At 70.3% G+C, this 23,434-nt stretch carries 19 protein-coding genes; 8 read left to right on the forward strand and 11 right to left on the reverse strand.

The features are described 5' to 3' along the window. Window positions 1–158: 158 nt before the first annotated feature. On the forward strand, window positions 159–2,309 hold the full coding sequence (locus E8A74_RS21955) for a S9 family peptidase (protein WP_136931005.1): 2,151 nt from the start codon (window positions 159–161) through the stop codon (window positions 2,307–2,309). A gap of 70 nt (window positions 2,310–2,379) precedes the next feature. Here E8A74_RS21955 and E8A74_RS21960 read toward each other — a convergent pair whose 3' ends face one another. Next, window positions 2,380–3,411 (reverse strand): class I SAM-dependent methyltransferase, encoded by a 1,032-nt coding sequence (locus E8A74_RS21960; RefSeq protein ID WP_136931006.1) that lies wholly within the window; start codon window positions 3,409–3,411, stop codon window positions 2,380–2,382. Between the two features lie 86 nt (window positions 3,412–3,497). Beyond that, window positions 3,498–4,961, reverse strand: coding sequence for a cellulase family glycosylhydrolase (locus tag E8A74_RS21965; RefSeq protein ID WP_170229283.1), 1,464 nt, complete (start codon window positions 4,959–4,961; stop codon window positions 3,498–3,500). A 23-nt stretch (window positions 4,962–4,984) separates the two neighbouring features. On the opposite strand from E8A74_RS21965, the gene E8A74_RS21970 reads away from it, so the two are divergent. Further along, entirely contained in the window at window positions 4,985–5,509 is a 525-nt protein-coding gene (locus tag E8A74_RS21970) for a superantigen-like protein SSL4 (protein WP_136931008.1), read from the forward strand. 26 nt (window positions 5,510–5,535) lie between these two features. Here E8A74_RS21970 and E8A74_RS21975 read toward each other — a convergent pair whose 3' ends face one another. After that, window positions 5,536–7,023, reverse strand: coding sequence for a vWA domain-containing protein (locus E8A74_RS21975; protein ID WP_136931009.1), 1,488 nt, complete (start codon window positions 7,021–7,023; stop codon window positions 5,536–5,538). A gap of 82 nt (window positions 7,024–7,105) precedes the next feature. Here E8A74_RS21975 and E8A74_RS21980 point away from each other — a divergent pair, with 82 nt between their 5' ends. Further along, complete coding sequence (locus E8A74_RS21980) at window positions 7,106–8,089, forward strand: hypothetical protein (RefSeq protein ID WP_232379693.1); 984 nt, start codon at window positions 7,106–7,108, stop codon at window positions 8,087–8,089. 1 nt (window position 8,090) lies between these two features. Here the strand turns inward: E8A74_RS21980 and lpdA are convergent, their stop codons facing one another. The 8 genes from lpdA to E8A74_RS22020 form a co-directional block, all read right to left on the reverse strand. Continuing rightward, the gene (lpdA, locus tag E8A74_RS21985; RefSeq protein WP_136931010.1) at window positions 8,091–9,500 is read right to left on the reverse strand and encodes a dihydrolipoyl dehydrogenase; all 1,410 of its coding nucleotides are present in this window, start codon (window positions 9,498–9,500) and stop codon (window positions 8,091–8,093) included. Between the two features lie 517 nt (window positions 9,501–10,017). Next, the gene (locus tag E8A74_RS21990; protein ID WP_232379694.1) at window positions 10,018–11,199 is read right to left on the reverse strand and encodes a thiamine pyrophosphate-dependent dehydrogenase E1 component subunit alpha; all 1,182 of its coding nucleotides are present in this window, start codon (window positions 11,197–11,199) and stop codon (window positions 10,018–10,020) included. A 42-nt stretch (window positions 11,200–11,241) separates the two neighbouring features. Next, on the reverse strand, window positions 11,242–12,039 hold the full coding sequence (locus E8A74_RS21995) for a hypothetical protein (protein WP_136931011.1): 798 nt from the start codon (window positions 12,037–12,039) through the stop codon (window positions 11,242–11,244). A 99-nt stretch (window positions 12,040–12,138) separates the two neighbouring features. Beyond that, a complete protein-coding gene (locus E8A74_RS22000; RefSeq protein ID WP_136931012.1) occupies window positions 12,139–13,329 on the reverse strand; it encodes a hypothetical protein in 1,191 nt (396 codons plus the stop codon). A 135-nt stretch (window positions 13,330–13,464) separates the two neighbouring features. Continuing rightward, complete coding sequence (locus E8A74_RS22005) at window positions 13,465–14,079, reverse strand: DUF4149 domain-containing protein (protein ID WP_136931013.1); 615 nt, start codon at window positions 14,077–14,079, stop codon at window positions 13,465–13,467. Beyond that, the gene (locus E8A74_RS22010) at window positions 14,076–15,161 is read right to left on the reverse strand and encodes a hypothetical protein (RefSeq protein WP_136931014.1); all 1,086 of its coding nucleotides are present in this window, start codon (window positions 15,159–15,161) and stop codon (window positions 14,076–14,078) included. Before E8A74_RS22010 ends, E8A74_RS22005 begins: the two co-directional genes overlap by 4 nt. Beyond that, window positions 15,158–16,189 carry a HEAT repeat domain-containing protein gene (locus tag E8A74_RS22015; RefSeq protein WP_136931015.1) on the reverse strand — a complete coding sequence of 344 codons (1,032 nt, stop codon included), beginning with the start codon at window positions 16,187–16,189 and terminating at the stop codon, window positions 15,158–15,160. Before E8A74_RS22015 ends, E8A74_RS22010 begins: the two co-directional genes overlap by 4 nt. Window positions 16,190–16,249: 60 nt before the next feature. Beyond that, window positions 16,250–16,909 (reverse strand): hypothetical protein, encoded by a 660-nt coding sequence (locus tag E8A74_RS22020; protein WP_136931016.1) that lies wholly within the window; start codon window positions 16,907–16,909, stop codon window positions 16,250–16,252. Between the two features lie 316 nt (window positions 16,910–17,225). Here E8A74_RS22020 and E8A74_RS22025 point away from each other — a divergent pair, with 316 nt between their 5' ends. The 5 genes from E8A74_RS22025 (at window position 17,226) to E8A74_RS22045 (ending at window position 23,424) form a co-directional block, all read left to right on the forward strand. Next, window positions 17,226–17,531 carry a YfhL family 4Fe-4S dicluster ferredoxin gene (locus E8A74_RS22025; protein ID WP_136931017.1) on the forward strand — a complete coding sequence of 102 codons (306 nt, stop codon included), beginning with the start codon at window positions 17,226–17,228 and terminating at the stop codon, window positions 17,529–17,531. Between the two features lie 23 nt (window positions 17,532–17,554). Next, window positions 17,555–18,322, forward strand: a complete 768-nt coding sequence (locus E8A74_RS22030; protein ID WP_136931018.1) for a hypothetical protein — start codon at window positions 17,555–17,557, stop codon at window positions 18,320–18,322. Window positions 18,323–18,418: 96 nt separating this feature from the next. Beyond that, a complete protein-coding gene (locus tag E8A74_RS22035) occupies window positions 18,419–19,339 on the forward strand; it encodes a hypothetical protein (protein ID WP_136931019.1) in 921 nt (306 codons plus the stop codon). A gap of 37 nt (window positions 19,340–19,376) precedes the next feature. Further along, complete coding sequence (locus E8A74_RS22040; protein WP_136931020.1) at window positions 19,377–21,362, forward strand: protein kinase domain-containing protein; 1,986 nt, start codon at window positions 19,377–19,379, stop codon at window positions 21,360–21,362. A gap of 67 nt (window positions 21,363–21,429) precedes the next feature. Next, a complete protein-coding gene (locus E8A74_RS22045) occupies window positions 21,430–23,424 on the forward strand; it encodes a monovalent cation:proton antiporter family protein (RefSeq protein WP_170229284.1) in 1,995 nt (664 codons plus the stop codon). Window positions 23,425–23,434 lie beyond the last annotated feature (10 nt).

Genomic DNA, 23,434 nt, shown 5'->3' on the forward strand with positions numbered 1-23,434 from the left:
AAAATCGACGGACAGTGAAACAAGCCACATGTTGGGGGCACATTTTTTTCAGCGAGAGGCTCGGGACGCCCGACCGGCTCTTGGAGTATGAAGGCGTCGGTTCACACGCACCGGTGGGGAGCGTCCACCTCCGGGTACGCATGAGGGAGGTTTGCCCGATGGCACTCGCGAAGAAGATCGGCCTGTCGTTCGTCCTGTCGCTGCTCGTCGGCGTCGCTGCTTGCGCCGAGACGGCGGAGGTTCCGCCGCCCGTGACGCCGCCGCCGCCGCCGCCCGCGCGCACGGCCGACGCGACGCCGCCGCCGGCCGCCACGGCCGCCTTGAAGGGCCCGGCCGCGCCGCGGGTCGATACGTCGCTCATCCCGCGCGACGTGCTCTTCGGCAACCCCGACCGCGCGAGCCCGCAGCTCAGCCACGACGGCAAGCAGCTCTCGTTCCTCGCGCCCGTCGACGGGGTGATGAACGTGTGGGTCGGCCCCGCGGACGATCCGTCGAAAGCCAAGCCCGTGACGAGCGACAAGGTGCGCGGGATCCGGCAATATTTCTGGGCCTACACGAACGACCACGTGCTCTACGTGCAGGACAAGGGCGGCGACGAGAACTGGCATCTCTACGCGGTCGATCTGAAGAAAGGCGAGACGAAGGATCTCACGCCGATCGACGGGATCGCGGCGCGGATCTCGGGCGTGTCGCAGAAGATCCCCGGCGAGGTGCTGGTCGGGATCAACGACCGCGACAAGAAGGTGCACGACCTCTACCGGATCGACATCAAGACCGGCGAGAAGAAGCTTGTCTTCAAGAACGAGGGGAACTACGCGGGCTTCGAGACGGACGACGATTTCAAGGTCCGGCTCGCGATGCGCAAAGGGCCCGACGGCGGCGACGTGTTCATCGACCCGAACGCGAAGCCGAAGGAGAAGGGCAAGGAGCCCGAGCCGTACCTGACGGTGCCGTTCGAGGACGCCGAGACGACGAACCCCGTGGGCTTCGACGGGTCGGGCAAGACGCTCTACCTGCTCGACAGCCGCGGCCGGAACACGGCGGCGCTCTTCGAGCTCGATTTCGCGACGAAGAAGGCCAAGCTGCTCGTCGAGGACGCGAAGGCCGACGTGCAGCGCTTCATCGGTCACCCGAAGACCGGCAAGCTGCAAGCGGCGGCGGCGGTGTTCGACAAGCCGACGTGGCAGACGATCGACAAGTCGATCCAGCCGGATCTGGAGCTGCTCGGCAAGCTCGGCGACGGGGAGCTGCGCGTGCTCAGCCGGACGCTCGACGACAAGCGCTGGCTCGTGGCGCTCGTGCCCTCGGACGGGCCGGTGAAGTATTACCGGTACGATCGTGACAAGAAGAAGACGGAATTCCTGTTCACGAACCTGAAGGCGCTCGAAGGCAAGCCGCTCTCGAAAATGCATCCGGTGGTGATCAAGTCGCGCGACGGGCTCGACCTGGTGAGCTATTTGACGCTGCCGAAGGCGTCGGATCCGGAGGTCGATGGTCGTCCGGACAAGCCGCTGCCGATGGTGCTCCTGGTGCACGGCGGGCCGTGGGCGCGCGATACCTGGGGGCTGAACGGGATGCACCAGTGGCTGGCGAACCGCGGGTATGCGGTGCTGTCGGTGAACTACCGCGGCTCGACCGGGTTCGGGAAGAAGTTCCTGAACGCCGGGAACAACGAGTGGGCGGGCAAGATGCACGACGACCTGATCGACGCGGTGAAATGGGCCGTGGACGGGAAGGTCGCGGACGGCGCGAAGGTAGCGATCATGGGCGGGAGTTACGGCGGGTACGCGACGCTCGTGGGGCTGACGTTCACGCCGGACCAGTTCGCCTGCGGGGTCGACATCGTGGGGCCGTCGAATCTGAAGACGCTCCTGGCGACGATTCCGCCGTACTGGGCGCCGATGGTGGCGACGTTCCACAAGCGAATGGGGGATCCCGGGACGCCCGAGGGGACGAAGCTCTTGGAGGAGCGGAGCCCGCTCTCGCACGTGGGCAAGATCAAGAAGCCGCTCTTGATCGGGCAGGGCGCGAACGATCCGCGCGTGAAGCAGGCGGAGAGTGATCAGATCGTGAAGGCGATGCAGGCGAAGAACATCCCGGTGACGTACGTGCTGTATCCCGATGAGGGACACGGGTTCGCGCGGCCGGAGAACCGGATGAGCTTCAATGCAGTGGCCGAGACGTTCCTGGCGCAATGCCTGGGCGGGCCGGTCGAGCCGGTGGGCGACGATTTCAAGGGGTCGAGCCTGCAGGTGCCGGCGGGCGTGGAGCAGGTGTACGGGATCAGCGAGGCGTTGCCGAAGAAGTAGATCGAGAGACGCGAAGCACGGGAGCGCCGCGGAGGGTTCGTCCTTCCGCGGCGCTTCGTTTTTCGGGGGATCAGGCGGGCTTCTGGAAGAGGACGACCTTGTACGTGTCGGTGCGGTCGACCATGTTCTGGTACAGGTTCGTCCCGGGGTTGCGATAGAAGTTCTCCATCGCGAGCTTCGCCTCGAGCCGCTTCTTGGCGCCGACGACGGGGACGCGGAAGGCGGGGAACTTGTCGAGGACGTGGCGCACGTACGCGTCGGCGCGGCCCGCGTCGAGGTCACGCGCGAGGATGGCTTCCTTCGTGACGTCGCGGACCTCGACCTGCTTCATGCCGATCGACTTCAGGAAATCGAAACAAGGCTGCCACGTGACGTCAGGAATGGCGTTGCCCCACGTGAGGAAACCACCGGGCTTGAGGAGACGGTAGGCGGTGCGGAAGAAACGCTCGTCCTCCGGCGTCACGATGCCCACCATTTCGGTGACGTGGGTCTCGTTGACGGCGACGAAGTCCGCGGTCCCGTCCGGGATCGAGAGCTTCGTCGCGTCCGAGTGGGTGGCGACGAGGCGGCCGCGAAGGCCGGGGACGAATTTGCGCCTGCACGTCTCGATGGCGGCCTTTTGCATGTCGACGGCCTCGTAGGTGCAGTCCGGCAGCACGTTGTGGCAGACGTGGTGCGCGCCGGCACCAGTGCCGCAGCCCATCTCGATGACGTGAACGCGGCCATTGCGCGCCTTGACGTACTCCTGGATCTCGTTGAACTGATAGAGTCCCGTGTACGCAATCCGACCGAACCGCTGCGGATCGGAGGACAGGATCGGACACTTCCCCCAGGCCTCGGGCCACGCGTAGCCCCAGGTGTTGAACGTGAATTCGTACGACTCGCCTGTGTCGCCCTCGACGATGCCAACGGAGCGGTAGAGCGAGTAGAGGAGAGAGTAGATCGACTGCTTGGTGTAGTCGTCCTCTGCGACGTGCCCGTTCGTGGTCGAGACCTTGGTGCCCGGATCGACGAATCCGCTCAGGACCCACGCACCCAAGATGAGCTGAAGTTGCGGCGTGGTGTAGGTCTTCGTCGGATCGAGTCGAGTGAAAATATCCACGTGAGGTCTCCCTTCGGCTATCGGCGCGCACCCTACAAGGACTCGCCTGGGATTTCCACCAGGACGGAGGGTTCGAACCACCTCCGTCAGCGAGGGTGGACCGAGAGCTCGACGCGCGTGGCGCCGGCGGAAGGGCGCACGAGCAAGACGCCCGGGTGCGTGGCGTCGACGCAGCCGTTCGAGAGCTCGACGCGGTAGCCCGCAGGATAATTTCGCTCCGGAACGATAATTTCCGTGACACCGTTCTCGGTGGGCGCATCGTACGCGAGGGCAAACCTGCGGGCTGCCGCATCGTAACGAAACGAGGGCGCCTCACCGGCGACCGCGCGGGGATAGGGGCGCGCGACGACGGAGGTGATCGCGGTGGCTTCCTGGCCCTCGTCATCGATGAGGGAGAGGTCCTCGGCGTTCCAGGTCTCCTTCGAATCGCTGTACTCCCAGTAGGTGAAATGGAGGGCATTGTCGTCCATGGCGTCGTAGACGGCCGTGACGTACTCGCCGGCAGTCTCGAGGTGCCGCGGGACGCCCGATTCGCCGATGAGGACGGGCATGTTCCACTCGCGGCCCTTGTCGGCCCATTTCGAGAGGTACGTGGCCGCATTCGAAGGAGCCGGGGTGCCGCCGAAGAGGGCGATGGAGTCGTACCAGTGCGGCGCAAAGACGAGGCCCTCGCCCTCGGGTTTGTCGAGGTACGTGGATGCGCCGATCGCGTCGGTGCCGGTGGCGTCGAAGAAGACGAGCGCCGTCGGGTCCTTCGCGCGAAGGAGGGCGGCCATTTCGGTGTAGAAAGGCGTGAGGACGGTTTGCTCCCACGTCTTCAGGTCGGCCGTGCCCTGGTGCGGCTCGTTGATGGGCTCGTAGCCGAGGACGCCGGGGCGCGTCGCGTGGCGGGCCGCGATGCGCTCCCATAAGGCGCGGAACGCGGTGCGGGCGCCGTGCTCGTCGGTCCAGAATTTGTCGAACGCGGCCTTCACGTCTTCATCCTGGGAGTACCGGACGAACCAATCGGGGCAATCGTGGTGGGGCTCGGGCGTGGGAAACGGGAGGGTCCAGCCGGGAAAACCGTCGCCGCAATACACGTCGGAATAAATGTCCTGGTGGAAGTCGACGATCGTCCAGATGCGGCGCTTCCAGGCGCCGTCGAGGAGGGCGTCGTAACGCGCGAGGAAGATTTCGTCGTCGGTGCCCGGCGTAGGCTCGACCGCGGCCCATACGAACGGGACACGGAGCGCGGAGACCCCCCACGCAGCGGCGCGATCGAGGTAACGATCGAGCGATTCCTGGAAACCGGCCTCGGTGGACGCAAAATCGAAGGGGACGAAGGGCGCGAATTTGCTGCGGCCGCCCGCGTTGACGCCGCGGAGGAAGACGATGCGGCCGAGGGCATCGCGAAGAACGGTGCCGTCGGGCGCGAGGCGCTCGTCCGGGGGCGCAGGGAGCGCGATTTCGCAGCGCGGGGCGTCAGGGAGAGCAGCGGGTTCGTCCGTGGAGCCACACGCGAGGAGGGGAAACGAGGCGGTGAGGGGGAGGATTCGGAGGAAACGTTGCACGCGGCGGATGGTAGCGGCGGAGGGTGGGCGCTGTCACGGTGCGTGATGGGCAGAAGCGCGAGGGCTCTGCTAAGCTCGCGGGCGTGATGCGTCTGCTCGGCTCGATCGCGGCGGTCCTGCTCCTCTCGGCCTGCAATGGCGGCACGCAGCCGCCCGATTCCCCACAAACGACGGGCAGCACGACGACGGAGCCAGCGCCGAGCGCAACGACGCCGAGCCCGACGACGACGGTCTTCGTGCCGCAAGAACCCACGGTGACCCCGCCGGGAGGCGTGGTGCCCACGGCGAACCCGGAGAACCCGGCGCCCACGGCGAACCCGACGAACCCGACGAACGGGGAAACGTCGACGCAGCCGGGAACGTCGTGCGGGGGAAGGACGTGCGGGGCCGGCGAGAGTTGCGCGTCGTATTATGGGGTCGCGGGGCCGCGCGGGCCGATGTTCCACGAGTGCGTGGTGCGATGCCGGCGCGGCGCGCCCAACGACGGGTGCCCGACCGGGCGGCGGTGCACGACGATCTCCGATGGTCCGGGCGAAGTTTGTCGCTGAATACCATTCCAGCGAGGTAGGACCGGTCAATCCTCGATCGCGCCGAGGAGCGTGCGCAGGACCTCGGCCTGCGTGCTGAGCGCGGGGTCGTGGCTCGTGCGGGAGAGGGACGCGAGCGAGTCGGCCTGGAGGGTGACGACAGGGCGGAGGCCGCCGAGGGTGTCGAAGCGGCTGCCCTGGAAGATGCGGCCGAGGCGCCGGACCATGGCGAGCGCCGAGGCATACGCGATGACGTCGCCATGGCGGGCGCTGGCGATGCGCTCGACGTCGTCGTCGTACCGAGCCTCGATGGTGCGCGAGGCCGTGTGCCAGGTGCCCGTGGCCGCGTCGCGGTACCGCGCCGAGACGGTGATCTCGCAGGGCTCGCCCGGCACCCACACAGGCATGGCGATGCGCGCGATTTCGGTGCGCGCCTCGCCCGCGTAGAGGTCGCCGAGCAGGAGGCGGTCGTGGTCGATCGAGAGCGCGGCGAGCCCGCCCGAGACCTCGAGGACGCGGACCGGCGCAGGGACGGACTGGACCGTGAGCTCGACGTCTTCGAGCACGACCTCCCCCGGCGGAGGGACGATCCGAGCGACCGCATCCTCGCGATCGGCAAAGGCGCCGCCCGCGAAGACGTCGTCGCCGAGGGGCGCGAGGTGCGCGACGTCGAGACGATCGGGCGTGCCGACCGCGGAGATCTGCGCGCCTCCGCGACGCAAGGAGGCGACCTCGTTCGCGAGCCGGAGGCCGGCCTGCGCGACGCCGATGCCGTCGCTGAGGACGAGGACTTGCCCCGCGGCAGGAGACGTCGTGCCCTCGGCAGGTTTCACCCCGACGAACCCTCGCGCGAGGGCGAGGGCGCCCGCGAGGTCACGCGTGTTCGCGACCGCAGCGCCGCCGCGCGGGCGTTCGAGGACACGCGTGATCGCGCCGTCGAGCAAGGTGCGATGCGAGCCGGGCAAGGCAGGGACGACGACACGCGGGCCGGAGGCGTCGATGATGGCAACGCGATCCCGATCGCCGAGGTCGTCGAGGGCGATGCGGGCGAGCGGCGCAGTGTTCGGGTTGCGGCCGTCGAGCACGATGGCGATGCGGCGCGGCGCACGGACGGAGGGTTTGGCAGCGGGGAACGCGTCGACCGGGGCGATGGCGTCGATGCGGAGGAGGACCTCGCCGCCCCAGCTCGGGACGAGGGTGTCGCTCGACCGAACGACGACGGCGAGGCCACGCCCCTGGAGCGCGACGGGGCTCGAGGTCTTGCGCCAGATGCCGTCCTTGGGGACGAGGAAGCCGGTGGGCGGGGTCCAGGGATCGTTCGGGCTGCGGCGCACGACGGGCTTGGGCAGGTCCGTCGAGTCCATGAACTCGACGCCGTTCGCGGTGATGACCGAGGCGCCGCGGCGGCCGCCGGAAGGCGCAAAAACGACCTGCCCGTCGCGGGTGAGCGCCGGCGACGCGCACGCAGACAAACCCGCCGCGGCGACCGCCACGAAGGCACCCAGGAACCGGCTCGCTCGCCCGCCCGTGCTCATCAGGGTGCCCTTAGGATACGCCAATCGAACCGGAAAGGGGCGATCGTGCACGTCGTGACCGCGATGACGCGGGCGTCCGTTCGTGGCAAAGCTCGGCGCGATGGAGAAGGCGACGGCGGGCTTCCGGATCGGTGCGGACGAAAACGGCCTCGGGCCCCGGCTCGGGCCGATGCTGGTGACGGCGGTGATGGCGCGGGTGACGGAGGAGGGCGCGGCGATCGTGGGGCGAAAGCCGCGCGGAGGTCTGGCCGAGCGGCTCGGGGACTCGAAAGCGATGGTGGCCTACGGGGACGTGGGGCTCGCAGAGGCCTGGGCACGCGCGCTGGTGGAGCGAGGCGGGGGGCGCGCGGCGGCAGCGCGGACGCCGGACGAGCTCGCGCACGCGATCGCGAGCGAGGATCGCGCAGAGCTTCGCGCGGCGTGTCCGCCGCACGTGGAGGCGCAGTGCTGGGGCGCGGAGGGCGAGGCGTTCACGGCGCCCGCAGAGCTCGTGCGGACGATCCACGGGGATCTCGATCGGCTGGAGAAAAAGGGGGTGACGATCGTGGCGGTGCGGAGCGAGGTGCTCTGCGCGAAGCGGCTGAACGAGGGGCTCGCGGCGGGGAAGAATCGGTTCGTGATGGATCTGCACGCGATGGAGCGGCTGATCCTGTCGATGCGGAACGACGCGGGGCAGGACGTGCAGGCGGTCTGCGGGAAGGTGGGCGGGTTCGGGAAGTACGGCGGCGCGTTTGGTCCGCTCGGGGGGCGGATGCACGTGGTGCTGGAGGAGTCGCGGGCGCGGAGCGCGTACATGTTCCCCGGGCTCGGCGAGATCGCGTTCGTGCGGGATGGGGACGCGACGGACCTCCTGGTCGCGCTTTCGTCGATGGTGGGCAAGTGGATGCGCGAGATCCTGATGGGGAGGATCGTGCGGCATTACCAGGCGATCGTGCCGGATCTGCGCGGGGCGAGCGGGTACCACGATCCGGTGACGGCGGCCTTCGTGGAGGCGACGCGCGTCACGCGGAAGAAGCGGCAGGTGCCGGAGGAGTGCTTCGAGCGGAGGGGAGCGGAGGGAGGCTGATCTAGCGATTCACGATGTGGATCGCAGCGCCCATCGCGTGCGCGGCGGCTTCCATGAACGCCTCGCCGAGCGTCGGGTGCGGGTGGATCGTGAGCGCGATGTCCTCGGCGAACGCGGCCATCTCGAGCGCGAGCGCGCCTTCGCTGATCATCGTGCTCGCCTCGGGGCCGACGATGTGCACGCCGAGCACCTGCTTCGTCTTCTTGTCGGTCACGACCTTCACGAAGCCGTCGGTCTCCATCATCGCCATCGCCTTGCCCAGCGCCGCGAACGGGAACTTGCCGACCGAGACCTCGATGCCCTTCGCCTGCGCTTCCTCGGCCGTCAGGCCCGCGGTCGCGATCTCCGGGTCCGTGAAGATCGCGCCCGGGATGCACGCCCAGTCCTTCGCCGCCTTGTGGCCCGCGATGACCTCCGCGATGACCTCGCCCTCCTTCGACGCCTTGTGCGCGAGCATGGGCGGGCCCGAGACGTCGCCGATCGAGTAGATCGTCGGGATGTTCGTCCGGCCGAACTCGTCCGAAGGCACGAACCCGCGCTTGTCGATGTTCACGCCCACGTTCTCGAGGCCGAGCCCGCGCGAGTTCGGCCGCATGCCGACCGCGACGAGGACCATGTCCGTGACGACCGTCTCAGGCTTGCCCTCGACGTCGAGCTTCACGGCGACCGAGCCGTCGGCCTGCTTCTCGTAGCCCATGGCCTTGGCGTTCTTGTAGATCTTGCCGCCGCGCTTCTGGATGCGGCGCTCGACCACCTTCACGCAGTCCTGATCGACGCCCGTGAGCAGCGTCGGCATCGCCTCGACGACCACGAGCTCGGCGCCGAACGCCTGGTAGACCATGCCGAGCTCGAGCCCGATCACGCCGCCGCCGATGACGAGCAGCCGCTTCGGGACCTCGCGCAGGCTCACGGCCTCCTTCGCGCCGATGATCTGCTTGCCGTCGAACTTGAAGCTCGGGATCTCGATGGTCGTCGAGCCCGTCGCCAGGACGATGCCCTTCGTCGCCTCGATCGTCTCGACCGAGCCGTCCGCCTTCTTCACCTCGATGCGGTTCGGCGAGACGATCGTCGCCGTGCCCGCCATGAGGTCGGCGCCGTTCGACTTGAGCAGGCCTCGCACGCCGCCCGTGAGGCGCTTGACGATGCCTTCCTTCCAGTCCTGCATCGCGTTCGGGTCGTGCTCGACCGAGCCGAGCTTGATGCCCATCGTCGCCATCGACGAGTGCGCCTTCTCGTAGGTGTGCGCCGCGTTGATGAGCGCCTTCGACGGGATGCAGCCCCAGTTGAGGCACACGCCGCCCACCTCTTCCTTCTCGATGCACAGCGTCTTCTGCTTGAGCTGGCCGAGCCGAATCGCGCAGACGTAGCCGCCGGGTCCGCTGCCGATGACGATCGCGTCGTAGGTCTTCATCCGATTCTCCAAGGTGGAACGCGGGCCGACAGCCCCTTTTGGGCGCGGATTACCATGTCGAGGGAAAGGTGGGGTCGGAAAAAGCGGTCGACCAGAGCCCAGGGGGGTTTGGGCGGCGCCCAGGGGGGTCCGGTCAACGCCCCGGGGAGTTCGGTCAACGCCCCGGGGAGTTCGGTCAACGCCCTGGGGAGTTCGGTCAACGCCCTGGGGGGTTCGGTCAACGCCCCGGGGAGTTCGGTCAACGCCCTGGGGAGTTCGGTCAACGCCCTGGGGGGTTCGGTCAACGCCCCGGGGAGTTCGGTCAACGCCCTGGGGAGTTCGGTCAACGCCCCGGGGAGTTCGGTCAACGCCCTGGGGAGTTCGGTCAACGCCCTGGGGAGTTCGGTCAACGCCCCGGGGAGTTCGGTCAACGCCCTGGGGGGTTCGGTCAACGCCCTGGGGAGTTCGGTCAACGCCCTGGGGAGTTCGGTCAACGCCCCAGGGGGGTTTGGGGGGGTTCTCGGCCCCCCCATCGTAACTAATGCCCGGCGCCGCCCTGCGAGCCCGGGTGGGGGCGGTTCGCCAGGACCTCGGCCCGTTGCTCGGCGAGGTGCCACGGCAGCTCCGCATACACGTCGTCGAAGAGCGTCTCGCGCGCAGGCGGGCCGAGCGCCTCGACCTCCTGGATCGCCGCGCTGATCTCGGCCATGAGCCCGTCCTCGAGCGCCGCCTCCTCCGCCTCGTCGAGCAAGCCCCGGTGGACGAGGTGACGGCGCAAACGCACGATCGGGTCGCGCTGCGCCCACGTGTCGACCTCCTCCTGCGAGCGATACCGCGTGGGATCGTCGCTCGAAGAGTGCGCGCCCATGCGGTAGGTCACGGACTCGATGAACGTGGGCCCGCCGCCGCTCCGCGCGCGGGCGACCGCGTCGGAGACGACACGGTAGACCGCGAGCACGTCGTTGCCATCGACGCGCACCGAGGGGACGCCGTACGCGCGGCCCTTCACCGCGAACGTGGGCGACGCCGTCTGCTTCCCCGCAGGGACGCTGATCGCCCAGTGGTTGTTTTGACAAACCAGGACACACGGGACCTTGAAGACGCCCGCGAAGTTCAGGGCGTTGTGGAAGTCGGGCTCGCTCGTGCCGCCGTCGCCGACGAAGCCGAGGACGACGCTGCGGTCCTTGCGCATCTTCGCGGCCCAGGCGGCGCCGACGGCGTGCGGGAGCTGCGTGGCCATGCAGCTCGACCACGCGACCTGGTTCACGGCGCGGCCGCTCATGTGCGAGGGCATCTGCCGGCCCTTGAGCACGTCGCCCGCGTTGCCGAAGTACTGCGCGATGTAGCTCTTGAGCGGGAAACCTCGCACGAGCATGATCGCGCTCTCGCGCAGGGCCGGGAACACCCAGTCTTCGCGCTCGAGCACGAGGCCCGTGGCGATCGGCGTCGCCTCCTGGCCGCGACACTCGCCGGCGAAGTGGATACGGCCCTGGCGCTGCAGGAGCATCATGCGCGTGTCGATGAGGCGGACGCGCTTCATCTCGCGGTAGGCGCGGAGAAGCACGTGCGGCGGCAGGCCGGGGTCGGTCGCGGGATCAGCGCTGCCGTCGTCGCGGAACACGCGGAGGAGCCCGAGATCCGGGGCCTCGGCGGCGTGGGGAGCCGGCGTCGCGGGCGCCTCCATCACGGGCCCGCGCGCCTCAACGTCGTGGTCGTGCATGCGGGCGAACCTAGCGCGAATCCGCCCGGGTGTAGAGGGGCTTCAGGGGCGGCAGACGCCGTAGAGCGGCGTGTCGGGGGTGCAGGTCTGGCCCGCGGGACAGCCGCCCTTGCCCAGCTCGAGGTCCTGCCAGCCCATGTTCAGGCAGCTATACCGGCAGACCGAGTCGCAACGCTGGGCCTCGCCGCAGTCGTTGATGGCGTCGCACGGCTCCCCCTCGGCGGCGAACTTCCCCGACGGCGGGACACAAAGCGCGAGCTCGTCCTCGAGCACGGTCAGGCGGCATTCGGTGTCCTCGTCGCACTCCTTCCCGTCGAAGAGCGTGCAGGAGGGGGCGAAGTTGCAGGTCCAGATCCGCTTCGAGCCGTAGTTGATGCGGACGCTGCACTTGGCGCTGCCGCAGAAAAACGCCGGCTCGCTCTGGCAGCAGACGGGCGTGCAGTAGCCGAAGACGCAATACAGGCCGGCCGCGCACTCGCCGAAGGACGCGGTGCACTTCGCGCCGACCCCCTTCACGCCGCCGCCGCCCTCGCAGACCGTGGCCGTGCCAAGCGAGTTCGGCCGGCAGGTCTCGTTCGCGCCCTCGCAATCCTGCGCGAGCAGGTTGCAATCCGACTGGGTGACGTCGCCAAAGTCCGTGCACATGGGGAGCGCTCCCCCGGTGCCCGACGACGAGGTCGTCATGCCCCCGTCACCGCCCATGCCGCCCGTGCCACCGGTGCCGCCCGTGCCGCCCGTGCCCGCGGAGCCGCCCGGAGGGGTTTCGGTGCCCGGACAACCGAGGAGCAGCCCAGCCGAGAGCGAGACGAGGACGAGGGAAGCCAAGCGGATCGGCGACATGGCGCGACGATACCATGAGCCGCGTCGAGGCTTCGAAAAGGAAGAAGCCGCAGCGATCCCGCCGCGGCCTCTTCGAGATGCATCAGCGTCGGCGAGGGCTCAGGGCATGCCGCCCATACCACCGGCGCCACCAGCGCCACCGGCACCACCGGCGCCACCGGCACCACCAGCGCCGCCCATGCCACCGGCGCCACCCATGCCACCGGCGCCGCCCATGCCACCGCCGCCGCCAGAGCCGCTCTCGGGCGCCAGCGTGCCGAGCGGGTACTTCGACTCGAGGCAGTACGAGCCTTCCTTCGTCTCGGTGCAGGTCGTGCCCGCGATCTGCGCGCAGTCGGCCTGGCCATTCGGGCACTCGAGCGAGAAGAAGCAGAAACCCGTGCCGCCAATGGTGCGGCACCAGAGGCCCGGCGCCGCGCAATCATCCTGCTGGGCGCACGAGTTCGAGCAGAAGCCGTAATCCCCGGCGCCCGAGCAAAGCTCGCCCTGGGGGCAGTTCGGCACGGCAGGCGGGATCAGGCAAAGGCCCTCTTCGAGGCCGCCGCACTCTCCCTGGAGCGGATCGCCGCCGAGCACGCAGTAGCCGGAGCAGAAGCCCTTGCCGCCGGGAAGGCCACCGACGCAGAGGCCCGTGCTGCATTCGGCGCCCATCGGATCACAGATCTCGCCGAGCTGCTTGCCGGGGACCTCCTCGCCGATGCACACGCCGGGCGTGAGCTGGCAGTAGCGGTTGTCGCCGCACGCGAGGTCGTTGCTGCACGTGGGCAGGCAGATGTCGCCGTCGGAGCGGCGCTGGCAGCGGAGGTCCTCGCGGCCCTGGCACTTGAACGGATCAAGCTCGGCGAACGGGTTGAAGCCCCCGCTGAAGCCAGGTCCGATCTCGCAGCCGAGCACGCAGCGCCCCTCGGCCGCGCTGTTGTTCGGACCCTTGTAGCAAATGCTGCCGACGCCCGGACAGTCGCCGCTCTTCGCGCAGGGCTTGCTGCAATACCCATTCTGCGGGCCGCCCAGGAACACCGGGTCGTCCGTGCCCGCCGCGACGCAGGTCCCAGGGGCACACTCGGAGTCGGTCGTGCAAGGCAAGCCGAGCCAGTCGCCCGAATCGACCGAGCCGCCCGTGCCGCCCGTGCCGCCCGTGCCGCCGACGCCGCCCGTGCCGCCAACGCCACCCGCGCCGCCGGTGCCGCTTGGGCCGGTGTTGCCATCGTCGCCGCAGCCCGTGCTGTTGACCGCGAGCCCGAGGCTCAATCCAAGGGTCGTCAGGACCCACCATGCGCTCTTCATTTTCATCGGCCGCCTCCACGCGAACGAAAAGAAAGACCAGGCCACCCGCGTGACGGGCAGCAAACCTCGCCTTCCGGAAGGCGGAATCATACCTTCTGCGTCGCACGAGGGCCAGCCGCTCGGCCCTTCGGGAAGGGCGCGTCAGTCGTCGCGAGGGCCGGGCGGCAAGGGCGCGGCCGCCTCGTCATCGTCTTCCTCGTCCTCCGCTCTCCGCGGCTGGATGGTGAAGACGCTGAGCACGACGAGGCCGAAAGCCATCCCCATGCCGATCTTCCCAAAGAGCTCGGCGCGCTTGTGCACGGCTTCGAGGACCTGGCCCTGCGGCGTGTCGTCGCGCTGCACGCCCTGCCTGTGCAGATCGTTGATGCGCGGCGAGAGCGAGAGGGCCACGTAGGCCGCGCAGACGGCCATGAAGAGCGTGCACGAGCGGCGCAAGCGCGAGAGGATCGTGCGGCCACGGCGACGCGCGGCGACCATGCGCGTGACCTCGGCGGCGAGCACCGCGAGGGCCGCGCCGAGGGCGACCGCGTCGAAGCGCGCGAAGATCGCGCCCATCACGTCGCCCGCGATCGACCGGGGGAGCATGCTGAAGACAATGGGCGCCGCGCCTGCGCCGAGGGCGATCATGCCGCCGATGTACACGCCGCCCGCGAGGACGGCGACGAGGGCCGCGACGCGGTCGGCGACGGCGAGGAGACGGTCCCGCTTTTCCTGCGGATCGGGGGCCAGATCGGCCTCGGTGAAGGTGTCGTTCATACGTGCATCCTCACGCCGTGGTCGGCGTCGCGCGTGCCGATCTCGAGCGCGGCGGCGCGGCTCTTCACGACGACGGGCGGTCGGCCCGACGCCTCGAAGCGCACATGCGCGCGCGCGAGCTTGCTGTTCAAGCAGTACGTCATGGGGCCGTCCGGGTTCGGATAGTAGAGGCCGACCATGTCGTCCGTCTCCGCCTCGAACGAGCCCTCGATGCGCGCGGCGCGGCTCTCCGCGGAGAAGCTGTAGCGACGCAAGCCGACGTCGCCGTGCGCGCGCGCGATCTCGAGTGGGCCGTTCCACGTGTACGTCACGCCGCGGAAGCGCGCGCAGACGAGCGTGACGAGCGGCGTGAGCACGGGGCCCACGCGGACGCGGCCGGAGAGCGCTTCCACGGTCAAGTCGACGGTTGGGACTTCGGGTCGCCTGTCGGCGCCCTTCGCCCCAAACCCCAGCTCCGCGTCGCTCTCCCACGTGTTGACGTGGCACCAGGCATAAAGATCAGCGTGCCCGCGGCCCCAGTTGTGCCCCTGCATGCCGCGCCAATTCGAGAGGTCCCAACGCTCGCCGTCGACCTCGACCTCGCCGGAGAACACGAGGTCCGGGTATGGCGTGAGCGTCTTCGATTTGGGGAATTTGCCGCGGTACATCGAGGCGTGCGGGAACGGGACGAACGGGCTCGCCTCGCCCTCGAAGCGAAGGTCCCAGCGGATCGCGTGCTCCCGCCGCGCGATGCGGCCGTGGGTCTCGCCAGGCCGGATGCGCATGCGCTCCTCGGAAGCGCCGCCGGCCCCGGAGAGGCTCCAGGCCACGTCGAGGCCCTCCTTGCCGAAGAGCGCATCCGCGAAGGGGAGCACGTGCTTGACGGCGACGTGTTTGCTCTGCCCGCCGCGACGATCGAAGGCGATCGCCCAGCCCTCGGTGAGGGCGCGGCCGGGCTCGCGCGCGGAGGCGAAGATCGTGGCCTTGATCCAGAGCGCGCGGTCGCCCGCCGGGTCGTTCGCTTTGAGGAAGTAGCTCTCGACGTGATCGGCGCCGGCCGCGGGATCAAAGCGGACGGCGTTCGGATCTCTCGGTTCGTTCATGCCGGTTCGTCCTCCGCGAGCGCGAGGAGCGCCTCGCTCACGGCGTGCGGGTCGGCCCGCGAGGGATCCCCTTCCATGGCCGCGAGGATCGTGCGGGCCGAGCGGATGCGCGCGCGCCCCACGGCGGCAACCGCGAGCGTGCGCTTGTTGCGATCCCACGAGCCGAGCTCGCTGACGATCTCGCGCGTGGCGCGCGCGTGGCCCATGCACGCCAGCGCGACACGCGCGTGCCAGGAAAAACGGTCGCGGCCCAGGCCGAACGCGCCGCCGAACGCGCGCCGCTCGAGCCCCGCGCGCGCCTCTTCCAGGCCGAGCGCTCCTGCGAGCTCGATCGCGGCCGCCTCGTCCTCGGCGTCCTCCGTCTTGATCGCGCCGTTCACCACCGACGCGAGCACCTTCGCCCCCGCCGGATCCCCGGCGCGACCGAGGACCACGGCCGCGGCGACACGCACCGTCGGGGCGTCGTGCTCGACGAGCGCGCGCGCTCTTGCTGCGAGGATCGGATCGACCACGTGCGCGCCCTCCTCGCCGCCGATCTCCTCGGCCATGCGGAGCGCGATGTGGCAAACGAGCGGGTCTGCGTCGCGCGTGCGTGCGGCGAGCGCCTCCACGATGGACGCGCGATCCGTGCAGACGCGGGCGTACGCGATGACGGCCTGGAACCGCACCTCTGCGCGGGCGTCTTCGAGCGCGCGGGCGAGCCTCTGGGCGGCGCGGCAGTCGCCGATCTCGCCGAGCGCGGTGAGGGCCATCTGCCGCACGTGGACGTCGTCGTCTTCGATGGCGACGAGCAGGGCGGGCAGCGCTTCGTTTGCGCCCACGTCGGCGAGCCCGAGCGCGGCGGCCGAGCGGACGGGGGCGGCTTCGTCCGAGAGCGCGCGTTCGAGGGCGCGCACGACCTGGCTGCGTGCGTCCTCGGCGTGGCGGACGAGGTCACGCACGGCCTCCTCGCGCACGGCGGCTTTGGACGAGCCCACGTCGCGGAGGGCGGCGTCGAGGGTGCGGGGAAGCGCGGGCGCCCGAAACATGCGCGGCGAGGCTAGCACGGCGGGTGCCGGATCACGTCCCGCGGATCGTCCGGAAAGACCTCAGGGACCGCCGCCCGCGCCACCAGCTCCGCCTGCGCCTCCGGCTCCACCAGCTCCGCCTGCGCCTCCAGCTCCACCAGCTCCGCCTGCGCCTCCGGCTCCACCAGCTCCACCGGCACCTCCCGCGCCGCCGGCTCCACCAGCTCCACCTGCACCTCCGGCCCCCGTGGGGACCCAGGCCGGCGGCGGTGCGGGCGCCTCGGAGGGCAGGCAGATCTGCGGAATCTCGACCGACACCGGCGGCGGCGGGATCTTCACCACGCAGATGCGCTCGGCGATCGGCTCGAAGTCGATGACCCGCGCGGCGCGCTCGGACGGCCGGGCGCACTCGTAGCCGTCGCGGCAGTCGCTGTTGTCGTCGCAGCCGGCCATGCAGAACGTCCGCCCGAAGCGGCCCCAGATCGCGTCGTCCGCGGTGCCACAGGCGGGATCGAGCTCCGCCGAGAACGCGACGCAGACGCCGTCACCTTCCGGGCACTTGTCGGGCTCGCAGCCGAAGAGCGTGCAGTAGCCGCCGGGCTGGGTGCTGTCGCAGAGGCGGTCCCCCGTCTGCGAGCAATCGAGCGAGTTGGTGCAGTCGTCCCCGATCTTCGGCGTGCAGCCGGCGAGCGCAGCGACGAGGGCGGCGAGGACGAGCGAGATCACGCGGGGTCGGGGCATCGCAGGGCAAGCGTACTAACGGGCCTCGGGCCGGCGTGCAACCGGGCGCCGCGGCCGACGCGACGACGCCGGGATCCACCGGCCGATCGAGGTCGACCGTGGCGCGCCCGATCGGGAGCGCGGCGTGGCTCTGGACGGATGGCCCGGGGCACTGCACGATGGGGACGCCGCTCCCTGCCCGCCCATGGTCTGGAGGGCGCGCGGCGCAGAGCCCGGCCCTTCTCGAACGTGCGGAACGCTCGAATTGACAGCCGGGGCGCCGCCCTTTAGATACCGGGAAATTCCGGACCGCACCCCCGGAGGACGAAGCAACCCCATGGCTACCTATATCACCGAAGATTGCATCAACTGCGGCGCTTGCGAACCGGAGTGCCCCAACGAGGCGATCAGCGAGGGCGACGAGATCTACGTGATCGACCCCGAGCTTTGCACCGAGTGCGTGGGCTTCTACGACCACGAGGCTTGCCAGGCGGTTTGTCCGGTGGAGTGCTGCTTGCCCGACCCGAAGCGCGCGGAGACCGAGGACGCGCTCATCACGCGGGCCTCTCGCCTGCACCCGGACGACGGCGAGCTCAAGAAGAAGGTCGCCGCGAACGACTACCCGTCCCGTTTCCGCAAGTAGCCAAGAGGAGCGCCGCTTCCGAGGTGCATCCGCCCACGGCCCGCCCAAAGCTCCGGCTGTTCGCCCTCGCCCTCGCGCTCTGCGCGCTGGGCCTGGGTGGTTGTGGCGGCGGCGCTCCCCTCCTTCACCCCGCACACGTCCTCTCGCCCGGCAAGGTCACGCTGGGCGCAGGTTTGTCCGGTCGGCCCGTCCTCGCTGCGCTCCCGAGCGCGCCTGGGACGGAGGAAGCGCTGGCCGAGAGCGTCCTCCAGGATCGAACCGTCGCGCCTGCCGTCGCGCCGTGGGTGGGCGGTCGCGTGGGCATCGCGGGCGCGAACGAGGCGGGGCTCACGTACTCGGGGCGGGCGGTTCGTCTGGACGGACGGCACGCGTTCGCGTTGAGCAAGAGCGTCGCGCTCTCGATGGGTCTCGGCGGCGAGCTGATCCTGTCGGGGCGACCGAGCGAGGGGAAGGACGCGGGCTCGCTGCTCGGCGGGGGGCTCGACGTGCCGCTGCTCATCGGCTGGAAGAGCACGGGGGAGCTTTATTCGGGGTGGATCGGCCCGCGGGCGGGGGTCTCCTGGGTGCGCGGGACCTATCCTTCCGCGGATCTGGACAAGCCGACGACGCTCGCGGGCGAGCACGTCCGGGTCGGGATGGTGGCCGGGCTGCGGCTCGGATTCCGTCATGTGCACGTGGCCGTGGAAATCGGCGGGGACTGGCACGCGGTCTCGGGCCGCCTGGGCGCCACGGACGTCTCGTTCAACCAGTTTTCGCTGACTCCGGCGGGCGCCCTGATCCTCGGCTTCTGACCCTTTTGCGCGAATTTCGGCCGAGAATCGGTCTCGGGGGGAGCGACCTCGGGCGAGGGCTTGCCCACCCCGCGGACCCGCCATAAACTGGCGATCATGCGCTCCTCGAACGTCCCGCTGCCCGCGCTCCTCGCCTCTCTCGGCGTCGTCGTGGGCGGTTGCTCGGCTCCCGTGGCCGATGCCGACGAGATCACGAGCGCGATTGGGTCCACGACCGAGGCGATCGTCCTCGTCGAACGCAGCGCCGCCGAGGGCGAATTCGTCCAGACGAACGTCTCGGCGAAGTTCATGCGCCTCGCGTCCGGCGCGGATCCCGGCCTGGCCGAGCGCGTGGTCGGTGGATCGTGGCTGGAGCTGCCGGCCGCGGGCGAGTGTATCGCGCTCACGCCGTTCGCCGCGGCCGAGGACTCCGATGCGCTCTCCGCGCTCGGCACGATCGAGCTGCTCGACGTGGGCGATCTGTCGATCCAGACCGGGACGACGCGCATGCCGCTGGCGACGCGGGCGTTCCCGGATGTGGGCGCGTTCGTCTCGGGCGTGTTCTACACGTCGCGCGATGCGCAGAGTGATCTGCCGGCGCCCGCACGGTACGTCCTCGAGAGCACGGGCTCGGCGACGCTGAATCCGTTCTCGATCGAGGCCGAGGCGCCGAGCGCGCCGGAGCGGGTTCGTCTGGGAGAAACCGCGCTCGCCGAGGGCGTGGTGTTCGAGGAAGGGGCGGCGGCGACCTTGCGGTGGAGCGCGAGCGAGGCGCCCGCGGCGGGTGACCTCGTCTACGTGGATCTCACGGCGTCGAGCGGCACGGGCATTCGTTGCGCCTACAACGATTCCGGCGAAGGCGTGATCCCGCAGTCCGTGCTCGGCAAGAAGACCTGGGGCGCGCTGCCCGCGACGGTCGCGCTCTCGGTGCACCGCATCCGCCAGGGTGGCTTCGCGGCCACGGGGATCGACGCGGGGGAGCTTCGGTTCGACCTGTCCGTCGTCGGCCGCGCGACGATCGTGGCGACGTCGCCCTGACGAACGTTCATCCGGCCAAACCAGCGGGGACCGAGCGATGAACCCCGACGAGCGCGAGACGGCAGAGCGTTCCCGGACGCACGCGGAGGCCTCGCGCCGGCTGGAAGAGGCGTGTGATTTCGCGGGAGCGGCGCGAGAGGCGCTCCTCGCGGGGGACGCGCGGCGGGCGGCGCGGATGGCCGCGCTCGGGGGCGACGAGGCGACGGCGCGGGAGGCGATCGCGCGCATCGTGGAGCGGCTGCCGAGGGAGATCGCGCTCGCTTCGGCGTCGGATCTCGCGTCGCGGGGGTTCAGCAAGTACGCAGGGGCGCTCTACGTGCAGCTCGGCGAGCACGCGGAGGCGGCAAGCGCGTTCGTCGCGGCTGGCGAGGTGATGCTCGCGGCCGAGAACTTCGAGCGCGCGGGGCAACCGGCCGAGGCGGCGCGCGCGCTCGAAGGCGCGCTTCGGCAACGGCCGGAGGACGCGGCGCCGCGGCTCGCGCTGGGAGCGCTGCTCGCGCGGCACGGGCGAACCGAGGGAGCGATCAAGGCGCTGCAACAGATCGGCGCGTCGGCGCCCGAGCGGGCCGCGGCGCTGCCGCTGCTCGCGCGGTGCTTCGAGGAAGTGGGGCTCGCCGAGGCGGCGCGGGAGACGCGCGCGGAGATGGCGCGGCTCGGGGTGCACGCGGAGCCGCCCGCGAAGGAGGCGCCGGGCGGGTCGGACCTGAAAAACGAGCGGCGCGGCGGAGGCGTCGTTCTTTTCGGCCGGTACGAGACGACGCGGGAGATCGCGTCGTCGGCGCATGCGCGGCTCGTCGAGGCGATCGATCGGATCAGCGGCGAGCGCGTCGCGGTGAAAATCTTCAGCGGGCTCGTCGAGGGCGCGGGGCGCGACGCGCTGCAACGCTTCGAGCGAGAAGCGCGCGCGCTCGAACGGCTGCGCCATCCGAACGTGGTGCCGCTCCATCAGTACGTGCCCGAAGGGCCGGCGATGGTGCTCGCGTTCATGCGAGGCGGGTCACTCGCGGACAAGATGCGCGAGGGGCCGGTGGCGCCGGCGCGGGCCGTGGAGATCGCCTGCCTCCTCCTGTCGGCGCTCGGCGAGGCGCACCGGCTCGGGATCCTGCACCGCGACGTGAAGCCCGCGAACGTGCTCTTCGACGACGCGGGCACGGCGATGCTCTCGGACTTCGGCGCGGCGCACCTCGGCGACCTGTCGAGCACGGCGACGGCCGGCGCGATCGGCACGTACGCGTACATGTCGCCCGAGCAGAGGCTCGGTCGCCCGGCGGGGATCACGAGTGATCTCTACGCGGTGGGCGCCGTGCTTTACGAGCTGCTCACGGGCGAGGCGGCCGAGCCCACGCGCGGGCGTTTTCATCGGGGAGCGCCGAGCGAGACGAACCCGGAGCTCGGGGCGGAGCACGACGCTGCCGTGGCCGCGCTGCTCGCGGACGAGCCGGATCGCCGGCCGGAAGACGCATTCCAAGCGCGGCGCGCGCTGTCGGCGTTGCGCTGGCCGGAGGCGTTGCCACGACGATGGGTCACGCCGAACCCGAGCGAGCGGCCCGCCGCGCCGAGGGAGGGCGAACGCCTCGGTCCGCCGCTCGCGCTCGGCGACGGGCGCGACATGGCGAGCCTGCGCCACGACGCGTGGCTCGATCGCGAGGTGCTCGTGATCCCGATGGACGAGGCGTCCCTCGCCCGCGCGCGCGCCTTCGCGCGGACCGGGTCTCCCGCGCTGCCGACGGTGCTGCGCGTGGATCGAGCGGCCGGCGAGATCTGGGTGGCGCCGCCGCTCGGCAAGGCGCTCGCGGATGCGCCGCGGGCGATCGACCCGGCGGCGATCGAGCGGCTTCGGCAGGCCCTCGCGACGCTCGCGGCCGTGGGCGGAGCGCACGGCTACATCGACGCGCAGCACGTGTACTGGTTCGACGGGGAGATCGAGCTCGCCTGGCCGCGAAAGCCTGCCCCGCCGGACGCGGCCGAGAGAGACCTCGCGGCGATCGAGGCGCTCACGCGCGGGGCGCCGCTTTCGCGCTGAGCCCCGCGCGCGCTTCCTGCATCCACGTCTCGCACGGGCGAGAGGGCTCGCCCCGGCGCGGCGGACCATGGAGCAGCTCCCGATCCTCCGAGATCTCGCGATCATCTCGATCGTCGGTGTCCTCGTCGTCCTCGTGCTCGGCCGCGTGCGTCTGCCCGCCGTCGCGGGGCTCCTGCTCGCGGGCGCGTTCATCGGGCCCACGGGATTCGGCCTGCTCAGCGACGCGCACCGCATCCAATCGCTCGCCGAGATCGGCGTCGTGCTCCTGCTCTTCGGCATCGGCCTCGAGTTCTCGCTCGAACGGCTACGGCAGATCGCCAAGACCGTCACGATCGGCGGCTCGCTCCAGGTGGGCCTCACGATCCTCGCGTCGGTCCTCTGCGCGCGCCTCGCAGGGCAAACGTACGCCCGCGGGATCCTCTTCGGATTTCTGTTCGCGCTCTCCAGCACCGCGCTCGTGCTCCGCACGCTCGCCGAGCGCGGCGAGGTCGACGCGCCGCACGGCCGCTTCATCGTCGGCGCGCTGATCTTCCAGGACCTCTGCGTCGTGCCGATGGTGCTCGTGATCCCGATCCTCGCCGGCAAATCCGGCGGGGATCCGGCGCATGATCTCCTGCTCGCGCTCGGCAAGGCTGCGCTGCTCGTCCTGGTCACGGTGGTCGTGGCGCGTTCGCTCGTGCCGCGCTTCTTCGCGCTCGTGGACCGCGCGCGGAGCCGCGAGCTCTTCCTCATGGCCGTGCTCGGCATCTGCCTGGCGACGGCGTTCTTCACATCGCTCGCGGGCCTCTCGCTCGCGCTCGGCGCGTTCCTCGCGGGCATCCTGCTCGCGGGCAGCGAGTACGCGCACCGCGCGATCGGCGACGTCCTGCCGCTGCGCCACGCGTTCACGAGCCTGTTCTTCGTCTCGCTCGGCATGCTGCTCGACGCGCACGTGCTCCTCGACAGGCCGCTCTCGGTGGGGCTTTATCTCGCCGCGTTCGTCATCGGAAAAGGGTTCATCGCGACGCTCTCGGCCCTGTCGATGCGCTTCCCCGCGCGCGTCGCGTGGCTCGCGGGCGTGGGGCTCGCGCAGTTCGGCGAGTTCGGCTTCGTGCTCGCCACGCTCGCCGAGCGGAACGGGCTCATCACGCCGAGCGAAGATCGAGCGCTCCTCGCGGCCGGCGTGCTCAGCATGATCATCACGCCGCTCGCGATGCACCTCGCGCCGCGCGTGCGCGCCGGGGAGAAGATCCTGAAGCCGCTCGAACGCCTGCTCGGGGCGCGCGGCATCGACGAGCCGATGCCCGAGCACTCCGCGCTCTCGGAGCACGTGATCATCGTGGGGTACGGCGTCGCCGGAAAGATGCTGGCGCGCGCGCTCGCCGAGACGTCGGTGCCCTACCTCGTGCTGGAGCTGAACGCGGAGACCGTGCGCACCGCGCGTGAAGCCGGCGAGCCTGCGTATTACGCGGACGTCACGAGCCCGGAGGCGCTCGCGAGCGCGCGCGTCGAGCACGCCGCTGCGCTCGTCCTGCTCATCAACGACCCCGAGGCCACGCGCCGCGCTGTCGCCGCCGCCAAGCAAAGCGCGCCGAAGATCCCCGTGCTCGTACGCGCGCACTACATCGCCGCGGACCGCGCGCTCATGGAGCTCGGCGCCGAGGAGGTCGTCTTCGAGGAGCTCGAAGCCGGGCTCGAAATGATCGCGCGTGTGCTGCGCCGGCGCGGCATCCCGCGGAACGTGATCATCGAGCGCGTGAACGTCGCGCGCCGCGAGAGCAAGGGGCTCTTCATCCGGAAGCAGACGCTGCAACGGCCCACGCTCGCGACCTTACCCGAGCTCGGCGAGCTCAAAGTGGAGACGTTCCTCGTGCGGCGCGGATCCTTCGCGTGCGGCAAAAGTCCGTTCGATCTCGATCTGCGCCACAAAACGGGCGCGAGCCTCGTGGCGATCCGCAGGGGCGGCTCCCTCTGCGAAGACGTCACCGCGAGCGCGCCGTTTCGCGAGGACGACGTGCTCTACCTCGTCGGCAAGCTCGTCGCGATCGAGAGCGCGGTGCGCCTCCTCGACGAGGGGGACTAGGCGGGAAACC

Source organism: Polyangium fumosum (assembly GCF_005144585.1).
In the GTDB taxonomy this organism is placed as follows: Bacteria; Myxococcota_A; Polyangia; order Polyangiales; family Polyangiaceae; genus Polyangium; species Polyangium fumosum.